This is a genomic window from Luxibacter massiliensis (genome assembly GCF_900604355.1).
Taxonomy (GTDB): domain Bacteria; phylum Bacillota; class Clostridia; order Lachnospirales; family Lachnospiraceae; genus Luxibacter; species Luxibacter massiliensis.
Window position 1 is genome coordinate 772,936 of the sequence record NZ_UWOE01000001.1, and the last position, 15,109, is coordinate 788,044.

Below are 15,109 nucleotides of genomic sequence, written 5' to 3' on the forward strand. Positions count from 1 at the left end.
CGCAGGAGGTATGCACATGAACGAATATAATAAAATTACAGCCCTTTACTCCCGCCTTTCCGTCGGGGACGAGGACAGAGATGGCGGCGAGAGCAACAGCATTGTAAACCAAAAGGCATTTCTGGAACGGTACGCCCAACAGCAGAGATTAACCAATATCCGGCACTACATTGACGATGACGAAAGCGGCAGGTTCTTTGACCGCTCTGCCTATTCCCGCATGATGGAGGATGTGGAAAACGGAAAAATAGGCGTCTGCATTATGAAAGACCTGACGCGCTGGGGGCGTGATTATCTCCAAGTCGGCAATGCAATGGAGGTATTCAGACGGAACAATGTCCGCTTTATCGCGGTCAATAACGGCATAGACAGCGACAATCCCGATACATTGGAGTTTGCGCCCTTTATCAATATCATGTCGGAGTGGTACGCAAAGGACATCAGCAAGAAAGTAAAAACGGGTATCAGGACCAAGGGTGCAAGCGGCAAACCCATCGCCACCGAAGCCCCATACGGATATATGAAAGACCCGAACAACAAGGATTTTTGGATAATCGACGAGGAAGCCGCCGAAGTGGTACGCTTGATTTTCCGTCTGTTTATCGGCGGGAAGAACAGAAACCAAATTGCCGTATATCTCAAAAACGAGCAAATCCTCACGCCTACGTTCTACCTCAAACAGCACGACAGAGGGACAGCGAAAAGCAGACCGCTGAACGAGGAAAATCGCTATAAATGGAACAAAGCAACCTTAACCAAGATACTCACAAGGCAGGAGTATTGTGGTGATGTTGTCAATTTCAAGACCACAAAGCATTTTCGGGACAAGCGCAACCACTATGTAGATAAAAGCGAATGGCAGATAACCGAGAATGTGCATGAGCCGATTATCGACCGCGCCGACTTTGAAACCGTACAGCGGATTTTGGAAAACGCGCCTGTCAGACGCCCTAACGGGGACGGAGAAATCCACCCTTTGTCGGGCTTGATGTTCTGTAAAGACTGCGGCGCAAAAATGCACATTCGCATAGATTACAGGAACGGCGGCAAGCGTCATGTTGCCTTTTGCAGCGAGTACCACAAGGGCAAAGCCAAAAATCCCAAATGCAATTCCCCGCACATCATAGACGCTGATTTAGTCATGCAGACTATCGCGGATGTTCTGAAAAAAGTTGCAGAATACTCCATAAGCAACCGGGAGGAATTTGAAGCATTAGTCCGAAAAAACCTTGATATGCAGCAGACGGACAAGAGCAAAAAACAGCAGAAGCGTATTCCGCAAATTACAACACGCCTTGAACAGATTGACAAGGTGCTGAATAAACTCTACGAGGATAACGCCCTCGGTGCTATCCCACAAGACCGATACGAGCAAATGTCACAGAAATATTCGGAGGAATACTATACGCTGAAAGCGGAACTTGCAGAACTCAAAGAACAGTTATCCGCGTTTGAGGACGCAGGAGGATGGGCGCATAAGTTTTTGAAGCTGATAGAACGCTACGCCGCCTTTACCGACCTTACCCCCGCCATTCTCAATGAATTTATCAGCAGAATTGAAGTGCATGAGCGCGATAAGAAAAGGGCAAAACAAGCTGTTCAGCATATCGGGATATATTTCAGCTATATCGGCAAGTTTGAAAACGAACTGACACAGCTTGCAGAGCCGACAGAGGAAGAAATCCGGCAAATGCGGGAGAAAATCGAAGAAGCCCAAAAGGAAAAGAGCCGCGCTTATCATCGGAACTACTCAAAGGAATACCGGGCGAAAAACCTTGAAAAACGCCGGGAGTATGAACGCATCAAGGCGCGGGAATATCGGGCAAAGCGAAAGGCGCAAGCCGCTGCGCTGCCCGTATCGTAAAACAGAATAACCGACAGCAGAAAGGGATTTTCCAACTATGGGAAATCCTTTTTTTGCACCCAAAGGAAAGAGTGACCCAATGACAGAAAAGAAAACCACAACCACCGCGCAGAAGCAGCCGGATGGTATCATCACAACACAGCGGAACGGACAGACCATCGTTGCGGAGTTGTTTTTCAATCACAGAAGCGCAGAAACATTCCGCGACAAGCTGCTGAAAGCGATACTTGCCGACTATTCGCATTTTTCTGCGTCTGACGGTCAAGAGCCGTAAAAACGGAATATTTGACGATTGGAACACTCTGGACGAGGAATGTATCGCCAGAGCATTTTCTATTGAAAAAACGCCGTTTTTCCCAAGTCAAGAGCCGAAGAAAACACCCGAAAAATGCCCCTACTGCGTAACAGGGGCGCAGAAAGGAGAGTTTATGAAAACAGGACTGAAAAAGCAGGAAAAGACCACCGATATTTGGTTTGACGAGAAAGACCCCCTTATCCATATCCGCACCCACAACACCGACTTGAAGAACAGGCTGACCGCGTACAGCCGCCGCTTCCCCTCTGTCTGTAAGCTGACCGACAGCGACCCGGAAACGGGCTGTATGGAGTTTGAGATTGCAAAGGGACGCTTCTCTTTCCGTCTGACCGCACCATACAGCGAGGAACGCAGACAGGCGGCAAGCGACTATGCAAAGAAGCATGGTATTTCAGCCGGGAAAAGCAAGCCATGACACAAAGATACAGTAAAATTATTAGGTAAGGACGGTTGATGTCTATGTAAAACGAACAGGAGGATAAAAATTGACTGGAAGCATTTACGGCTATGTGCGTGTCAGCACAAGAGAACAAAACGAGGACAGGCAGCTTATCGCCTTACGCGAGGTAGGCGTTTCAGATAAGAATATCTTTATGGATAAGCAATCCGGCAAAGATTTTGAGCGTCCACAGTACAAAAAGCTGCTTAGAAAAATGAAAAAAGACGACCTGCTCTATATCAAGAGCATAGATCGTCTGGGACGCAACTATGAAGAAATCTTACAGCAATGGCGTATCATCACAAAGGACAAGGGCGTTGACATTGTGGTTTTGGATATGCCCCTGCTTGATACGCGCCGGGGAAAAGACCTTATGGGAACATTTCTCTCGGATATTGTGCTTCAAGTGCTGTCCTTTGTGGCAGAAAACGAGCGCACCAATATCAGACAGCGGCAAACAGAGGGTATCGCGGCAGCAAAGGCGCGGGGTGTGCGCTTTGGGCGACCACCACGCCCCTTGCCGGATAACTTTCATGCTGTTTATCAGAGGTGGCGTGCCGGGAAAATTACCGGCACAGCAGCCGCAAAAGAGTGTGGTATGCCCCTTGCGACCTTTCGCTACCGGGCAGAAATCTACGAAAAAGCCAAATTATTGTAAATAGGCGGTTTTACAGAAAGGTGTACTTTCCTGTAAACCGCCTATTGCTTATAGGTATTTAATATTATACTTCTTCAGACGGCGTTTTTCAAGTCTTGAAATGTAAATATTCGTTTATATCCCGGCTAATTTGTCGATAAAATGCGTTTACAGGAAAGTACACGTTACTAAAGGGAATGGAGATAAATTATTAGATATACTACTGACAGCTTCCAAGAAGCTAAAGAGGTCCCTAGCGCCTACGGGGAATTTGTATCGATAAGGGGTACAAATTCCCACTAAGCGCTCGGGACCCCTTGTAGGAAAATGTCCTAAGTGTGGCAACAATATTGTATTAAAAAAATCGTTTTATGGTTGTTCAAATTATCCTGAATGTAAGTTTACTTTAGCTGAACATTTTAGAAAGAAAAAACTAACCAAAACGAATGTAAAAGAATTACTGGAGGGAAAAGAAACCCTGGTAAAAGGAATCAAAAACAAAGAGAAAAAGCCCTACAATGCCGTTGTAAAAATTGGGGAAAAGGGATATATTGATTTTATATCTTTCTCAAAATAAACATAAAAGCCCTTTAAAGAGGGCTTTTATATATTAATCACAAATCACTTATCACAAATCACTTATCACAAATCACAAGTGATTTGTGATTGTTGATGATAAAATAAGAATAAGAAGAAATAGAAAGAAGTGAGTGATTGTGGGAAATTTAGGCGCACAAAAAGAAAAACGAAATGATACACCAATCAGTGCAAAAAAAGATATAATGGGAGATAAGACGGTTCGTGTTCGTGCTGACTTGCACCATATCATAAAAATCGAAACAGCAAAGAATGGCGGAAACGTAAAAGAAGTTATGGAAATAAGACTTAGAAGCAAACTTAAGAGTGTGTTGATAGTGCATTATCTTAAAATTTTGTATAATAGGAATTGAAGTTAAATTAGATGCTAAAAATTTGTAATTAAGAAGGAGGGATTCGTCATGTTGGTATTCCAAATGCGTAATGTAGATAAAACATCTACTGTTTTGAAACAGACTAAAAACAGTGATTACGCAGATAAATAAATACGTTAGATTAATTCCTACCAGTGACTAATCTTATGACTTTTTAAACAGATAACTAAAATTACAAACAAATCGTTTAACTTCTGTATTTGTTTATAGATGTAATCACTTCAGGAGAGATTACATGAACAAAAATATAAAATATTCTCAAAACTTTTTAACGAGTGAAAAAGTACTCAACCAAATAATAAAACAATTGAATTTAAAAGAAACCGATACCGTTTACGAAATTGGAACAGGTAAAGGGCATTTAACGACGAAACTGGCTAAAATAAGTAAACAGGTAACGTCTATTGAATTAGACAGTCATCTATTCAACTTATCGTCAGAAAAATTAAAACTGAATACTCGTGTCACTTTAATTCACCAAGATATTCTACAGTTTCAATTCCCTAACAAACAGAGGTATAAAATTGTTGGGAATATTCCTTACCATTTAAGCACACAAATTATTAAAAAAGTGGTTTTTGAAAGCCGTGCGTCTGACATCTATCTGATTGTTGAAGAAGGATTCTACAAGCGTACCTTGGATATTCACCGAACACTAGGGTTGCTCTTGCACACTCAAGTCTCGATTCAGCAATTGCTTAAGCTGCCAGCGGAATGCTTTCATCCTAAACCAAAAGTAAACAGTGTCTTAATAAAACTTACCCGCCATACCACAGATGTTCCAGATAAATATTGGAAGCTATATACGTACTTTGTTTCAAAATGGGTCAATCGAGAATATCGTCAACTGTTTACTAAAAATCAGTTTCATCAAGCAATGAAACACGCCAAAGTAAACAATTTAAGTACCATTACTTATGAGCAAGTATTGTCTATTTTTAATAGTTATCTATTATTTAACGGGAGGAAATAATTCTATGAGTCGCTTTTTTAAATTTGGAAAGTTACACTTTTTAATAACGGAGGGAATGGAATGAAAAAACTTGTAACCTTGCTTCTTTCGCTTGCTTTAGTGCTATCTCTTGCAGCTTGTGGCGGAGAAGCGACACCTGACGCATCTGACGATGCCCCCGCTTCTTCTCAAAATGAAGAAAGCACCGAAAACGACAACACCGAAAATCAAATCGTATTTGAGGAAGTTGTTGCCATTGACAACGCAGAGTGTGCGGTAAAAATTACCGAAATCGACCCCGATAATATGTGGGGCTACACTCTGAAAGCACAGCTTGAAAACAAGTCCACAGAGAAAACCTATATGTTCTCTGTCGAGAGTGCTTCCATCAATGGTGTTCAGTGCGATCCAATGTTTGCAAGCGAGGTAGCTGCTGGCAAAAAGGCTAACGAAGAAATCAACTTTAGCACCGATACTCTTGAGGAAAATGGTATTGTTGAATACACAGATATTGAATTGACTTTCAAGGTGTATGATAGCAATGATTGGTCTGCTGACCCTGTTGGAAAGGAAACAATCCATGTCTATCCATACGGAGAAGAAAACGCTGTTGCATTTGTGAGAGAAGCACAGGCTACTGATAATGTGATTATCGATAATGATTATGTTACTGTTATCGTAACAGGCTATGAAGATGATGAGATATGGGGCTATACTGCCAATCTGTTCTTGCTGAACAAGACAGACAAAACGGTAATGTTCAGCGTTGATGACGCATCTGTAAACGGCTTTATGGCAGACCCATTCTATGCAACTTCTGTTTCTGCCGGAAAATGTGCATTTAGTTCTATGGCATGGTCTGATACAACTTTAGAGGAAAACGGAATTACCGAAGTGGAAGAAATCGAAGTCCTGTTTAGAGCATACGATGCTGATGATTTTATGGGCGAAGATTTTGCAAATGAGGTAATTACATTAAATCCGTAACGAGATGAGGTGTGCAACATGAAAACGGCAAAATTAGTAATCGGAATTATCAGCATGGTTTTATTTGTTTTAGTAGCTTTTCAATCTTGCGCTGCCGGATTAGGAAATGCTTTAGCAGATAACGGCGAAGTAAGCGGAACATCAGGAATGTTGCTTGCTTTCTGTATGCTGATTGCAGGCATCGTTGGAGTAGCAACCCGAAAGAGCAAAGGCGGCGGAATTGTTGCCGGAGTATTCTATCTGTTGGGCGGACTGCTGGGAATTGTAAATTACGGTAGCTTCTCTGACCTTGCTATCTGGTCTGTCCTTTGTTTCATTTTCGGAGCTGTCTTTATTTTGGGCTCCTTGAAAATGAAGAAAGCAGATAAAAGTAACACAGACGCGGCAGAATAATATTATTCAAATAACAATAACATAATTCCCCAACAGGGCGACTATTTCCAAACCGAAGTAGCCGCCCTTTTCTTTTACTAAAAATCAAAAAGGAGGGCTACCATGTCGAAGAAAAAACCACCGACCACCATCGAGGAATGTAACGCCGAAATGGAACTGACACAGAAGAAAATCCGGCAGTATGAGAACAGGAACAAAATGCTTGACCGCAAACTTGCCATTGAGAAGCGCAAGGAGCGCAACCACCGTCTTTGTTCGCGGGGCGGCTACCTTGAAAGCCTTGTCCCGGCACTCATTGATATGTCAGAACAGGAAGCCCGCGACTTCCTCTACACCGCGGTTTTCAGCGACAAAGCGCAGGAGTTTTTGAGAAAACGAGCCGGAGAAGCGACACCGAAGAATTACCCTTGCACACAAGGGCGCACTTATACACCCTAACGGGCGTGTGCGCTCTGCCGAGGGCTTTATCTCCGCACCGGGCATTATTGCCTTGTGCAGAGATTGGCGGCTTGCGCCGCGACAGGGAAACCTACACTTTCCCTGCGACAGCTTGCGCTGTCTACCCTTTTGTGTACCCCACGAAAGCGAACACCTTGCTTTGCAAGCTATTCACTTTCATGGGGTTTTGTTGACCGTATCGGGAGGTGATACTATCGCAATCTACCATTGCAGCATTAAGATTGTCAGCCGGGGAAAGGGCAAATCTGCCGTAGCCGCAGCAGCCTACCGCGCCGGAGAGAAGCTGACAAACGAGTGGGACGGACTGACCCACGACTATACAAGAAAAGGCGGCGTTGTTCATTCTGAAATCATGCTGCCGCCCCATGCCCCACCCTCTTTCTCTGACCGTTCTATTCTATGGAACAGCGTGGAGCAAATCGAAAAATCGAATAACTCACAGCTTGCGAGGGAAATCGAAATCGCCCTACCTGTTGAACTTTCAAGAGAGGAACAGACCCGCCTTGTCCGGGAATACTGTTCCTCTCAATTTGTTTCCAAAGGAATGTGCGCCGACTTCAATATCCACGACACAGGCAACGGCAACCCACACGCTCATATCCTTTTGACTATGCGCCCCCTTGATGAAAAAGGCACATGGGCGGCGAAGTCAAAAAAGGAATATGTCCTTGACGAAAATGGGGAGCGCGTAAAGCTGCCAAGCGGCAGATACAAGACGCGCAAGGTTGACCTTATGGACTGGAACAGGCAGGAGAACGCCGACCTATGGCGCAAGGCGTGGGCTGACCTTGCCAACGACTATTTAGAGCGAAGCGGCAGCGCGGAGCGTATCGACCACCGCAGCCATGCAGAGCGTGGTATTGAGGAACTCCCCACCGTCCACATGGGTGTTGCAGCTTCCCAAATGGAGAAGAAAGGCATAGCCACCGACAAGGGAGAAATCAACCGCATGATACAAAAGACCAACCGACTTATGCGGGAAATCCGGGGCTATATCGACAGCTTGAAAGAATGGCTTGCGGAGGTTTTCGCCGCTAAGAAGCAACTGCAAGCTGCCCCGCACTCTCCCGATATTGCCACGCTGCTTACAAGGTATTTGAGCATTGAACGAGAGAAAAGCCGGAAGTATTCACAGGGCTGGCAGCAACAGCATACTGCCGGGGAATTGCAAAAAATCAGCAAGGCGATTGTCTATCTGCAAAGCAAGGGCATTGCTACCCTTGAAGATTTGGACGCTGCCCTTTCCTCTGTTGATGAAGAAGCAAAGCGGCTGAATACAAGCGTTGTTGCCAAGCAGAAGCGCATGAGGACATTGGAAAAGTTTATCGAGCATGGCAGCAACTACAACCGCTTGAAGCCCATTCACGATGAACTGAAAACGCTGAAAAACGGATGGGGCAAAAAGAGAGAAAAATTTGAGCAAGCCCACGAAAGCGACCTCATTATCTGGAACGCCGCCAACCGTTTCCTGCACGCAAATCTGCCGGAGGGTACAAAGTCTTTCAAGGTGTCCGAGTGGCAGAAAGAATTTGACGAACTGAAAGCCCAATCCACAGGCGAATATGAAGAACTGAAAACAAAGCGCAGCGAGGTTAAGGAGTTACAGCAAATCCGAAAGTGCATTGATATTGTAGAGCAAGCCGAGCAGCGCACACAGGAACAGACACACCAAACACCAAGACGCAAAAAGGAGGATATTTCCCTATGACCTACACCAAAGAACAGATTGACCGGGCAAATCAGACCGACCTTGTATCATTCCTGCAAGCCCAGGGCGAACAGCTTGAACGCGCCGGACAGGAGTACCGTTGGAAACGGCACGACAGCTTGACGGTCAGAGAAAACAGATGGTATCGGCACAGCCAGAGCAAAGGCGGCGGTCCGATTGATTTTGTCATGGAGTTTTACGGCAAAAGTTTTCTTGAAGCCGTTGAAATGCTGATAGGCGAACGGGGCGAAGCACCCCCACCCGTCTATCTGCAATTCAGACTACCACCCAAAAGCCCCGACAACCAAACAGCGAGGAACTACCTTACAGCCGCCCGGCGCATTGATGAAGATGTGTCGGGCTTTTTCTTTTCCTGCGGCGATCTCTACGAGGAAGCCGCCCACCATAACGCCGTATTTGTCGGCAGAGATGAAAGCGGCATACCGAGATATGCCCACCAACGGGGAACGGTGGGCAGCTTCCGGCTTGATGTGAAAGGCAGCGACAAGACTTTTAACTTCTGCTACCGGGGCGAGGGCGAAAGGCTTTTTGTCTTTGAAGCCCCCATTGACCTGTTATCTTTCCTCTGCCTGTTCAAAAAGGAATGGCAGAAACAAAGCTATCTGTCATTGGGCGGCGTGAGTGAAAAAGCCCTGCTGCGTTTTCTCTCTGACCGTCCGAATATCAAGACCGTCTATCTCTGCCTTGACAGCGACAAAGCCGGGACAGACGCTTGCAGCCGCCTTAACAGCATTATCCCCCAAGGCTACACCGTCAATCGCCTTGTACCGTTGTTCAAAGACTGGAACGAGGTTTTACAGCGTAAAGAGGAAATTACAGACGGAAAATATCTGCGCGAAGCTGTCTATGGCTTGCGTGAGCCGCAACAGGAAGAAACCGTTGAAATTATCCGCATGAGCGAGGTTGACACACAGACCGTTGAATGGCTATGGGAGCCGTATATCCCTTTTGGAAAGGTAACAATCGTACAGGGCAACCCCGGCGAGGGAAAAACCACCCTTGCCCTGCGCCTTTGCGCCGCCTGTACCAACCGCAAGCCCTTTCCGGCTATGGCAGAGCATGAGCCTTTTAATGTTATCTATCAGACCGCAGAGGACGGTTTGGGCGATACCGTCAAGCCGCGCCTTATGGAAGCGGACGCAGACCTTGACCGGGTACTTGTCATTGACGAGGGCAAACAGGAATTGTCCTTATCCGATGAACGCATAGAAAGGGCAATCCGGCAGACCGGGGCGCGTCTTATAATCCTTGACCCCATACAGGCGTATGTAGGCGAAAAAACGGATATGAACAAGGCAAACGAAATACGCCCTATCTTTCGCCGCCTTGCCGAAGTTGCAGAGCGTACCGGGTGTGCCGTTGTGCTTATCGGGCACTTGAACAAAGCTGCCGGAGGTCAGAGCGCATACCGGGGATTAGGCTCTATCGACTTCCGAGCCGCCGCTCGTAGTGTGCTGCTCATAGGGCGCGTGAAACGAGAGCCGAATGTGCGCGTTATCATTCACGACAAATCTTCCCTTGCACCGGAGGGTAAGCCTATGGCGTTTTCGTTGGGCGCGGAAAGCGGCTTTTCATGGATAGGCGAATATGACATTACCGCTGATGAACTGCTGTCCGGCACAGGCGGCAACACCGAAACCAAGACCGAGCAAGCGGAAAGGTTGATACTCGATTTACTTGCAGACGGTAAGGAAATGGCAAGCGAGGATATTGTCAAGGCGGCAGCCGAAGCCGGAATATCCGAAAGAACGGTACAAAATGCCAAGCGCAGCATGGGCGGCATATTGGGCGCAAGGCGCGTTGGAAGTCAATGGTACAACTTCATCAAGAAGAAGCAGCCGCCCGAAACTGCAAAATGAAAGTGCAAAACGCAGAGCCTTTGCACCTTGCACTTTCGCACTTTCACTTTATCAACTCGCCCCATGTTGACCGCATGGGGCTTTTCTCTTGAAAAAATCCTGTTTTGCGTCAATAAATTGCGAAAAGCACTTGACAAAACGCTTCATGGGGGACGCAGAAGGATATAGCGCCTTTCATTGATCCGGTCTTTGAGAACAATATCCTTTTAACGCAGACAGAGCGGCTTACCATGAACAGCCGTCCGAAGCTGTCAAAGTATGCCAGAAATAAAAACGTGATTGTAATTGGCGGCTCCGGTTCCGGCAAGACCAGATTTTATGTGAAGCCGAATTTAATGCAGATGACACCAAATGTTTCCTATGTAGTCACTGACCCGAAAGGCACGATCCTGGTGGAATGCGGGAAGATGCTGCAGAGAGGTTCCCCGAAGATGAAAGATGGGAAGCCGGAGCGTGATAAAAACGGGGAGATAGTGTATGAACCGTATAGGATCAAGGTGCTGAATACCATCAATTTCAAGAAAAGTATGCACTACAATCCCTTCATGTATATCCGCAGTGAGAAGGATATTTTAAAACTGGTGAATACCATCATTGCAAATACCAAAGGAGAAGGCGAGAAATCTTCTGAAGATTTCTGGGTGAAAGCCGAGAGGCTTTTGTATTGCGCACTGATTGGCTATATCTACTATGAAGCGCCGGCGGAAGAGCAGAACTTTTCCACGCTTTTAGAGCTGATCAATGCGTCGGAAGCCAGGGAAGATGATGAAGAATTTAAAAATGCCGTGGACGAACTGTTTGAGGAACTGGAACGGGAGAAGCCGGAGCATTTCGCTGTGCGCCAGTATAAGAAATATAAGCTGGCGGCGGGCAAGACAGCAAAATCCATCCTTATTTCCTGCGGGGCCAGGCTTGCCCCCTTTGATATAGCGGAGCTTAGGGAATTGACCAGTTATGATGAGATGGAACTGGATATGCTGGGGGATCAGCGGACAGCCATGTTTGTGATTATCTCTGACACGGATGATACTTTTAACTTTATCGTGGCGATTATGTATACCCAGCTTTTCAACCTGCTCTGCGATAGGGCGGATGATGTGCATGGGGGACGGCTCCCTTATCATGTAAGGCTTTTGCTTGATGAGTTCGCCAATATCGGGCAGATTCCAAAATTTGATAAGCTGATCGCAACCATCCGGAGCCGGGAAATCTCGGCTTCTATTATTCTACAGTCCCAGAGCCAGTTAAAGACCATTTATAAGGATGCCGCAGAAACAATTCTCGGCAACTGCGATACCATGCTGTTCCTGGGAGGCAAAGAGGGCACCACGTTAAAGGAAATCTCAGAGACGCTGGGGAAAGAAACGATTGATCTTTATAACACCTCGGATACCCGTGGGCAGAGCCGGTCTTACGGCCTAAATTATCAGAAAACCGGAAAAGAACTGATGAGCCGGGATGAACTTGCCGTGATGGACGGGAATAAGTGTATCCTGCAGCTTCGTGGAGTACGCCCGTTTTTCAGCGATAAGTTCGATATTACCCGGCACAAGAGATATAAGTTGTTGTCGGACTATGACAAAAAGAACAGTTTTGATGTGGAGGCGTATATGAAGCATACGTTGAAACTGCGGATGAAAGAGGCATTTGACCTCTTTGAAGTAGAGGGAAAGGAAAGTGAATGAGTGATTTATTTAAAGAAATGCAGGCAAAAATCGGCTGTCAGTATCTTTCAGATCTCCCTTATTATAAGCGGGCGGTCTGGTATGAACTGCGCCGGATGCCCCTGGGGGAATATGGTCAGGAACAGTTGGAGAATTTCGCCCGGTATGTATTTGGCGTGAGATATTCCGTTTTAAAAGAAGTCATGGATCGATTGGAGGCAGCGACGGACTCTGTGACACCATGACGCAAAGTTTGCAGCATCAGAACTTTACGACACAATGTCGCAAAGTTGGAAAGGGGAGTTTATGGATTTTTTTACAGAGGCGGTTGATGTTCTGGCGGCTATTGTCCGTGCGCTTTCCCGGCCGGATTCTCCAGAAGATTATTTTGAAGGATGTTGGGAAATGCGCCTGGTGAAGTCAAGGAAGACTGTTCTGCCGCTGGTAAAAATCATACACTTATGGCCGCCGATCCGGGCGGAGCCGGGAAAAGATAGCGGCAGGCAGAGACAGATTATAAATGAAACAGCAAAATAAAAGAGAAAGGATAAGGGAACCGGATTCCCGGAAGATTTGAGCGGCTATGGAAAGATGGCGGCTCTTTTTTTGTCTCTGCCGGTAAGACAGAAAGGAATCCGGTTTCCAGGTAGCATATGGCATTTTTTAGCTCGGCAATTTCTATTTTGCAGACACTTGTGGTGGCTATTGGAGCCGGCCTTGCAGTATGGGGCGTTATTAACTTGCTGGAGGGATACGGAAATGACAATCCAGGGGCTAAGTCACAGGGAATTAAGCAGCTCATGGCCGGAGGTGGGGTTGTCCTCATTGGAACACAGTTGATCCCCTTGCTTGGAGGGCTATTCTGATGTAGAAAGGGGACTCATGTATGTTCGATGGCATTTTTGAGGCAATCGAGAACTGGATGAGGGATCTCCTGACCGGGATGGTGACGTCCAACCTGACGACAATGTTTACCGATGTCAATGATAAGACCGGGCAGATTGCGTCTCAGGTTGGACAGACGCCCCAGGGGTGGAACGGCAGTATTTTCAGCCTGATACAGAACCTTTCTAACTCGGTGATCATTCCCATTGCGGGGATGATTATTACTTTTGTCCTGTGTTATGAGCTGATTACCATGCTGACGGAAAAGAATAACATGCACGAGATTGACACCTGGATGTTTTTTAAGTATTTCTTCAAGATGTGGGTAGCGGTCTGGATGGTATCCAATACGTTTACGATCACTATGGCTGTCTTTGACGTGGGCCAATATGTGGTCAATGCGGCGGGAGGCGTGATCAGTTCCGATACAGCGATCAACGTGGAAACCATGCTGGACGCTATGGAGACGGCGATGGAATCTATGAACATCGGGGAGCTGGTAGTGCTTGCCCTGGAAAGTATGCTGGTGAGCCTGTGCATGAAGATTTTATCTGTCCTGATCACGGTCATTTTGTATGGCCGTATGATTGAGATCTACCTTTACACCTCGGTTGCGCCGATCCCCTTTGCCACCCTTTCCAACCGGGAATGGGGGCAGGTGGGAAACAACTATTTCCGTGGGCTTTTAGCCTTGGGATTCCAGGGATTTTTCATGATGGTGTGCGTCGGCATTTATGCGGTGCTGGTATCTACCATTGAAATCTCCGACAACATGCACTCAGCCCTTTTCGGAATAGCGGCTTATACGGTAATTCTCTGTTTCAGCCTGATGAAAACGGCAAGTTTAAGCCGCTCGATCTTCAATGCGCATTAGGAGGCGACGGGATGGAACAGAAGAAATACAACATTATTTATGCCGATCCGCCATGGCGATATGAGATGAAAAAAGGGCAGGGAGTTGCGGAGAATCATTACTCTACAATGGGGATAGAAGAAATCTGCAGTCTGCCGGTACAGGAAATCTGCGATAAGGATTGTGCGCTGTTTTTGTGGGTGACATTCCCTCAATTACCAGAAGCGTTCAAAGTAATCAAAGCATGGGGATTTTGCTACAAGACAGTTGCCTTTGTCTGGATCAAGCAGAATAAATCAGGAAAAGGGTATTTCTTTGGCTTAGGATACTGGACTCGATCCAATGCGGAAATCTGTCTTTTGGCAGTAAGAGGAAAGCCGAAAAGAATATCAAAAAAAGTATTCCAGCTTATTGTCAGCCCTTTGCAGGAGCATAGCAAGAAACCGGAAGAAGCCAGGAAGCGTATTGTAGAACTGATGGGGGATCTTCCCCGGATTGAACTGTTTGCAAGGCGGCAGTCCGTTGGATGGGATGTATGGGGAAATGAAGTAGAAAGCTCCCTGGATATGGAAAATTTGCAGGAAAACAGAGGAAAGGAGCAGCCGGAGAAATGTGCAGACTGCAGCGGATAAGTTTCTCCGGCATGTGATTTTATGGCGTTTGTCAGTGTACCAAAAGACCTGACGAAAGTAAAAAACAAAGTAGTCTTGAACCTGACAAAAAGACAGCTCATCTGTCTGTCAGCAGCGGCGGCCATCGGGCTGCCTTTTTATTTTCTCACACGGGAGTGGATCGGAACCACCAACGCCGCCACCGGCATGGTGCTTCTCATGCTTCCGGCATTTATGTTTGCCATGTATGAGAGAGACGGGCTTCCCCTGGAGAAAATCCTGTGGAATATCGTGACGGTGAAATTCTTAAAGCCTGCTGTCCGCAGGTATGAGGTGGAGAACTTTTATGAAATGGAGCCGCCGGAGACTGTCTGGAAAGACAGGAAAGGAGGGGATCATCTTGGGAAAAAGAGAAGAAATCGTAGTCGATAAGCGGAGAAAGAGGAAGTACCGCAGGCTGTCCCGCTATGAGAAAAAAGCAAAGAAAGCA

Annotated in this window: 19 protein-coding genes and 1 pseudogene; all 20 read left to right on the top strand. The window is 46.4% G+C overall.

Annotated elements, in window-relative coordinates; all coding sequences use genetic code 11:
* Positions 1 to 16 precede the first annotated feature (16 nt).
* Entirely contained in the window at positions 17 to 1,864 is a 1,848-nt protein-coding gene (locus EFA47_RS03780; protein WP_207732025.1) for a recombinase family protein, read from the top strand.
* A gap of 79 nt (positions 1,865 to 1,943) precedes the next feature.
* A complete protein-coding gene (locus EFA47_RS03785) occupies positions 1,944 to 2,138 on the top strand; it encodes a transposon-encoded TnpW family protein (protein WP_071143486.1) in 195 nt (64 codons plus the stop codon).
* Positions 2,092 to 2,595, top strand: coding sequence for a hypothetical protein (locus tag EFA47_RS20615; protein WP_330511892.1), 504 nt, complete (start codon positions 2,092 to 2,094; stop codon positions 2,593 to 2,595). The genes EFA47_RS03785 and EFA47_RS20615 overlap by 47 nt, the downstream gene beginning before the upstream one ends.
* A gap of 70 nt (positions 2,596 to 2,665) precedes the next feature.
* Entirely contained in the window at positions 2,666 to 3,277 is a 612-nt protein-coding gene (locus EFA47_RS03795) for a recombinase family protein (RefSeq protein ID WP_071143484.1), read from the top strand.
* Positions 3,278 to 3,548: 271 nt separating this feature from the next.
* The gene (locus EFA47_RS03805; protein WP_002326770.1) at positions 3,549 to 3,833 is read left to right on the top strand and encodes a topoisomerase C-terminal repeat-containing protein; all 285 of its coding nucleotides are present in this window, start codon (positions 3,549 to 3,551) and stop codon (positions 3,831 to 3,833) included.
* 139 nt (positions 3,834 to 3,972) lie between these two features.
* A complete protein-coding gene (locus EFA47_RS03810) occupies positions 3,973 to 4,206 on the top strand; it encodes a peptide-binding protein (protein WP_000527319.1) in 234 nt (77 codons plus the stop codon).
* Between the two features lie 48 nt (positions 4,207 to 4,254).
* Positions 4,255 to 4,338, top strand: a complete 84-nt coding sequence (locus tag EFA47_RS03815; protein ID WP_001814874.1) for a 23S rRNA methyltransferase attenuation leader peptide — start codon at positions 4,255 to 4,257, stop codon at positions 4,336 to 4,338.
* Positions 4,339 to 4,462: 124 nt separating this feature from the next.
* Entirely contained in the window at positions 4,463 to 5,200 is a 738-nt protein-coding gene (erm(B), locus tag EFA47_RS03820; protein ID WP_001038795.1) for a 23S rRNA (adenine(2058)-N(6))-methyltransferase Erm(B), read from the top strand.
* Positions 5,201 to 5,260: 60 nt separating this feature from the next.
* Entirely contained in the window at positions 5,261 to 6,166 is a 906-nt protein-coding gene (locus EFA47_RS20620; protein ID WP_178801768.1) for a hypothetical protein, read from the top strand.
* Positions 6,167 to 6,184: 18 nt separating this feature from the next.
* A complete protein-coding gene (locus EFA47_RS03830) occupies positions 6,185 to 6,559 on the top strand; it encodes a hypothetical protein (RefSeq protein WP_072851246.1) in 375 nt (124 codons plus the stop codon).
* A 102-nt stretch (positions 6,560 to 6,661) separates the two neighbouring features.
* The gene (locus tag EFA47_RS03835) at positions 6,662 to 6,997 is read left to right on the top strand and encodes a DUF3847 domain-containing protein (protein ID WP_071143482.1); all 336 of its coding nucleotides are present in this window, start codon (positions 6,662 to 6,664) and stop codon (positions 6,995 to 6,997) included.
* A gap of 214 nt (positions 6,998 to 7,211) precedes the next feature.
* Positions 7,212 to 8,726 carry a MobQ family relaxase gene (gene mobQ / locus EFA47_RS03840; protein WP_071143644.1) on the top strand — a complete coding sequence of 505 codons (1,515 nt, stop codon included), beginning with the start codon at positions 7,212 to 7,214 and terminating at the stop codon, positions 8,724 to 8,726.
* Positions 8,723 to 10,606 (top strand): AAA family ATPase, encoded by a 1,884-nt coding sequence (locus EFA47_RS03845; protein ID WP_071143481.1) that lies wholly within the window; start codon positions 8,723 to 8,725, stop codon positions 10,604 to 10,606. Before mobQ ends, EFA47_RS03845 begins: the two co-directional genes overlap by 4 nt.
* A gap of 137 nt (positions 10,607 to 10,743) precedes the next feature.
* A pseudogene (locus EFA47_RS03850) lies at positions 10,744 to 12,291 on the top strand (VirD4-like conjugal transfer protein, CD1115 family); the annotation flags it as partial.
* Positions 12,288 to 12,515 carry a hypothetical protein gene (locus EFA47_RS03855; RefSeq protein ID WP_070088758.1) on the top strand — a complete coding sequence of 76 codons (228 nt, stop codon included), beginning with the start codon at positions 12,288 to 12,290 and terminating at the stop codon, positions 12,513 to 12,515. The pseudogene EFA47_RS03850 and the gene EFA47_RS03855, both read left to right, overlap by 4 nt.
* 61 nt (positions 12,516 to 12,576) lie before the next feature.
* Positions 12,577 to 12,807 carry a hypothetical protein gene (locus EFA47_RS03860; RefSeq protein ID WP_070088759.1) on the top strand — a complete coding sequence of 77 codons (231 nt, stop codon included), beginning with the start codon at positions 12,577 to 12,579 and terminating at the stop codon, positions 12,805 to 12,807.
* Positions 12,808 to 12,923: 116 nt separating this feature from the next.
* On the top strand, positions 12,924 to 13,136 hold the full coding sequence (locus EFA47_RS03865; protein WP_070088760.1) for a Maff2 family mobile element protein: 213 nt from the start codon (positions 12,924 to 12,926) through the stop codon (positions 13,134 to 13,136).
* A 20-nt stretch (positions 13,137 to 13,156) separates the two neighbouring features.
* Entirely contained in the window at positions 13,157 to 14,029 is an 873-nt protein-coding gene (locus EFA47_RS03870) for a VirB6/TrbL-like conjugal transfer protein, CD1112 family (protein WP_070088761.1), read from the top strand.
* Between the two features lie 11 nt (positions 14,030 to 14,040).
* On the top strand, positions 14,041 to 14,640 hold the full coding sequence (locus EFA47_RS03875) for an MT-A70 family methyltransferase (protein ID WP_087266846.1): 600 nt from the start codon (positions 14,041 to 14,043) through the stop codon (positions 14,638 to 14,640).
* A gap of 21 nt (positions 14,641 to 14,661) precedes the next feature.
* On the top strand, positions 14,662 to 15,051 hold the full coding sequence (locus tag EFA47_RS03880; RefSeq protein ID WP_070088763.1) for a PrgI family protein: 390 nt from the start codon (positions 14,662 to 14,664) through the stop codon (positions 15,049 to 15,051).
* The last annotated feature ends 58 nt before the right edge of the window (positions 15,052 to 15,109 follow it).

Excerpts from the sequence above, each read along its gene's own strand:
- EFA47_RS03780 (WP_207732025.1), top strand. The coding sequence starts at position 17 with ATGAACGAATATAATAAAATTACAGCCCTTTACTCCCGCCTTTCCGTC.
- EFA47_RS03785 (WP_071143486.1), top strand. The coding sequence starts at position 1,944 with ATGACAGAAAAGAAAACCACAACCACCGCGCAGAAGCAGCCGGATGGT.
- EFA47_RS03815 (WP_001814874.1), top strand. The coding sequence starts at position 4,255 with ATGTTGGTATTCCAAATGCGTAATGTAGATAAAACATCTACTGTTTTG.
- EFA47_RS20620 (WP_178801768.1), top strand. The coding sequence starts at position 5,261 with ATGAAAAAACTTGTAACCTTGCTTCTTTCGCTTGCTTTAGTGCTATCT.
- EFA47_RS03830 (WP_072851246.1), top strand. The coding sequence starts at position 6,185 with ATGAAAACGGCAAAATTAGTAATCGGAATTATCAGCATGGTTTTATTT.
- EFA47_RS03835 (WP_071143482.1), top strand. The coding sequence starts at position 6,662 with ATGTCGAAGAAAAAACCACCGACCACCATCGAGGAATGTAACGCCGAA.
- EFA47_RS03845 (WP_071143481.1), top strand. The coding sequence starts at position 8,723 with ATGACCTACACCAAAGAACAGATTGACCGGGCAAATCAGACCGACCTT.
- EFA47_RS03855 (WP_070088758.1), top strand. The coding sequence starts at position 12,288 with ATGAGTGATTTATTTAAAGAAATGCAGGCAAAAATCGGCTGTCAGTAT.
- EFA47_RS03860 (WP_070088759.1), top strand. The coding sequence starts at position 12,577 with ATGGATTTTTTTACAGAGGCGGTTGATGTTCTGGCGGCTATTGTCCGT.
- EFA47_RS03865 (WP_070088760.1), top strand. The coding sequence starts at position 12,924 with ATGGCATTTTTTAGCTCGGCAATTTCTATTTTGCAGACACTTGTGGTG.
- EFA47_RS03870 (WP_070088761.1), top strand. The coding sequence starts at position 13,157 with ATGTTCGATGGCATTTTTGAGGCAATCGAGAACTGGATGAGGGATCTC.
- EFA47_RS03875 (WP_087266846.1), top strand. The coding sequence starts at position 14,041 with ATGGAACAGAAGAAATACAACATTATTTATGCCGATCCGCCATGGCGA.
- EFA47_RS03880 (WP_070088763.1), top strand. The coding sequence starts at position 14,662 with ATGGCGTTTGTCAGTGTACCAAAAGACCTGACGAAAGTAAAAAACAAA.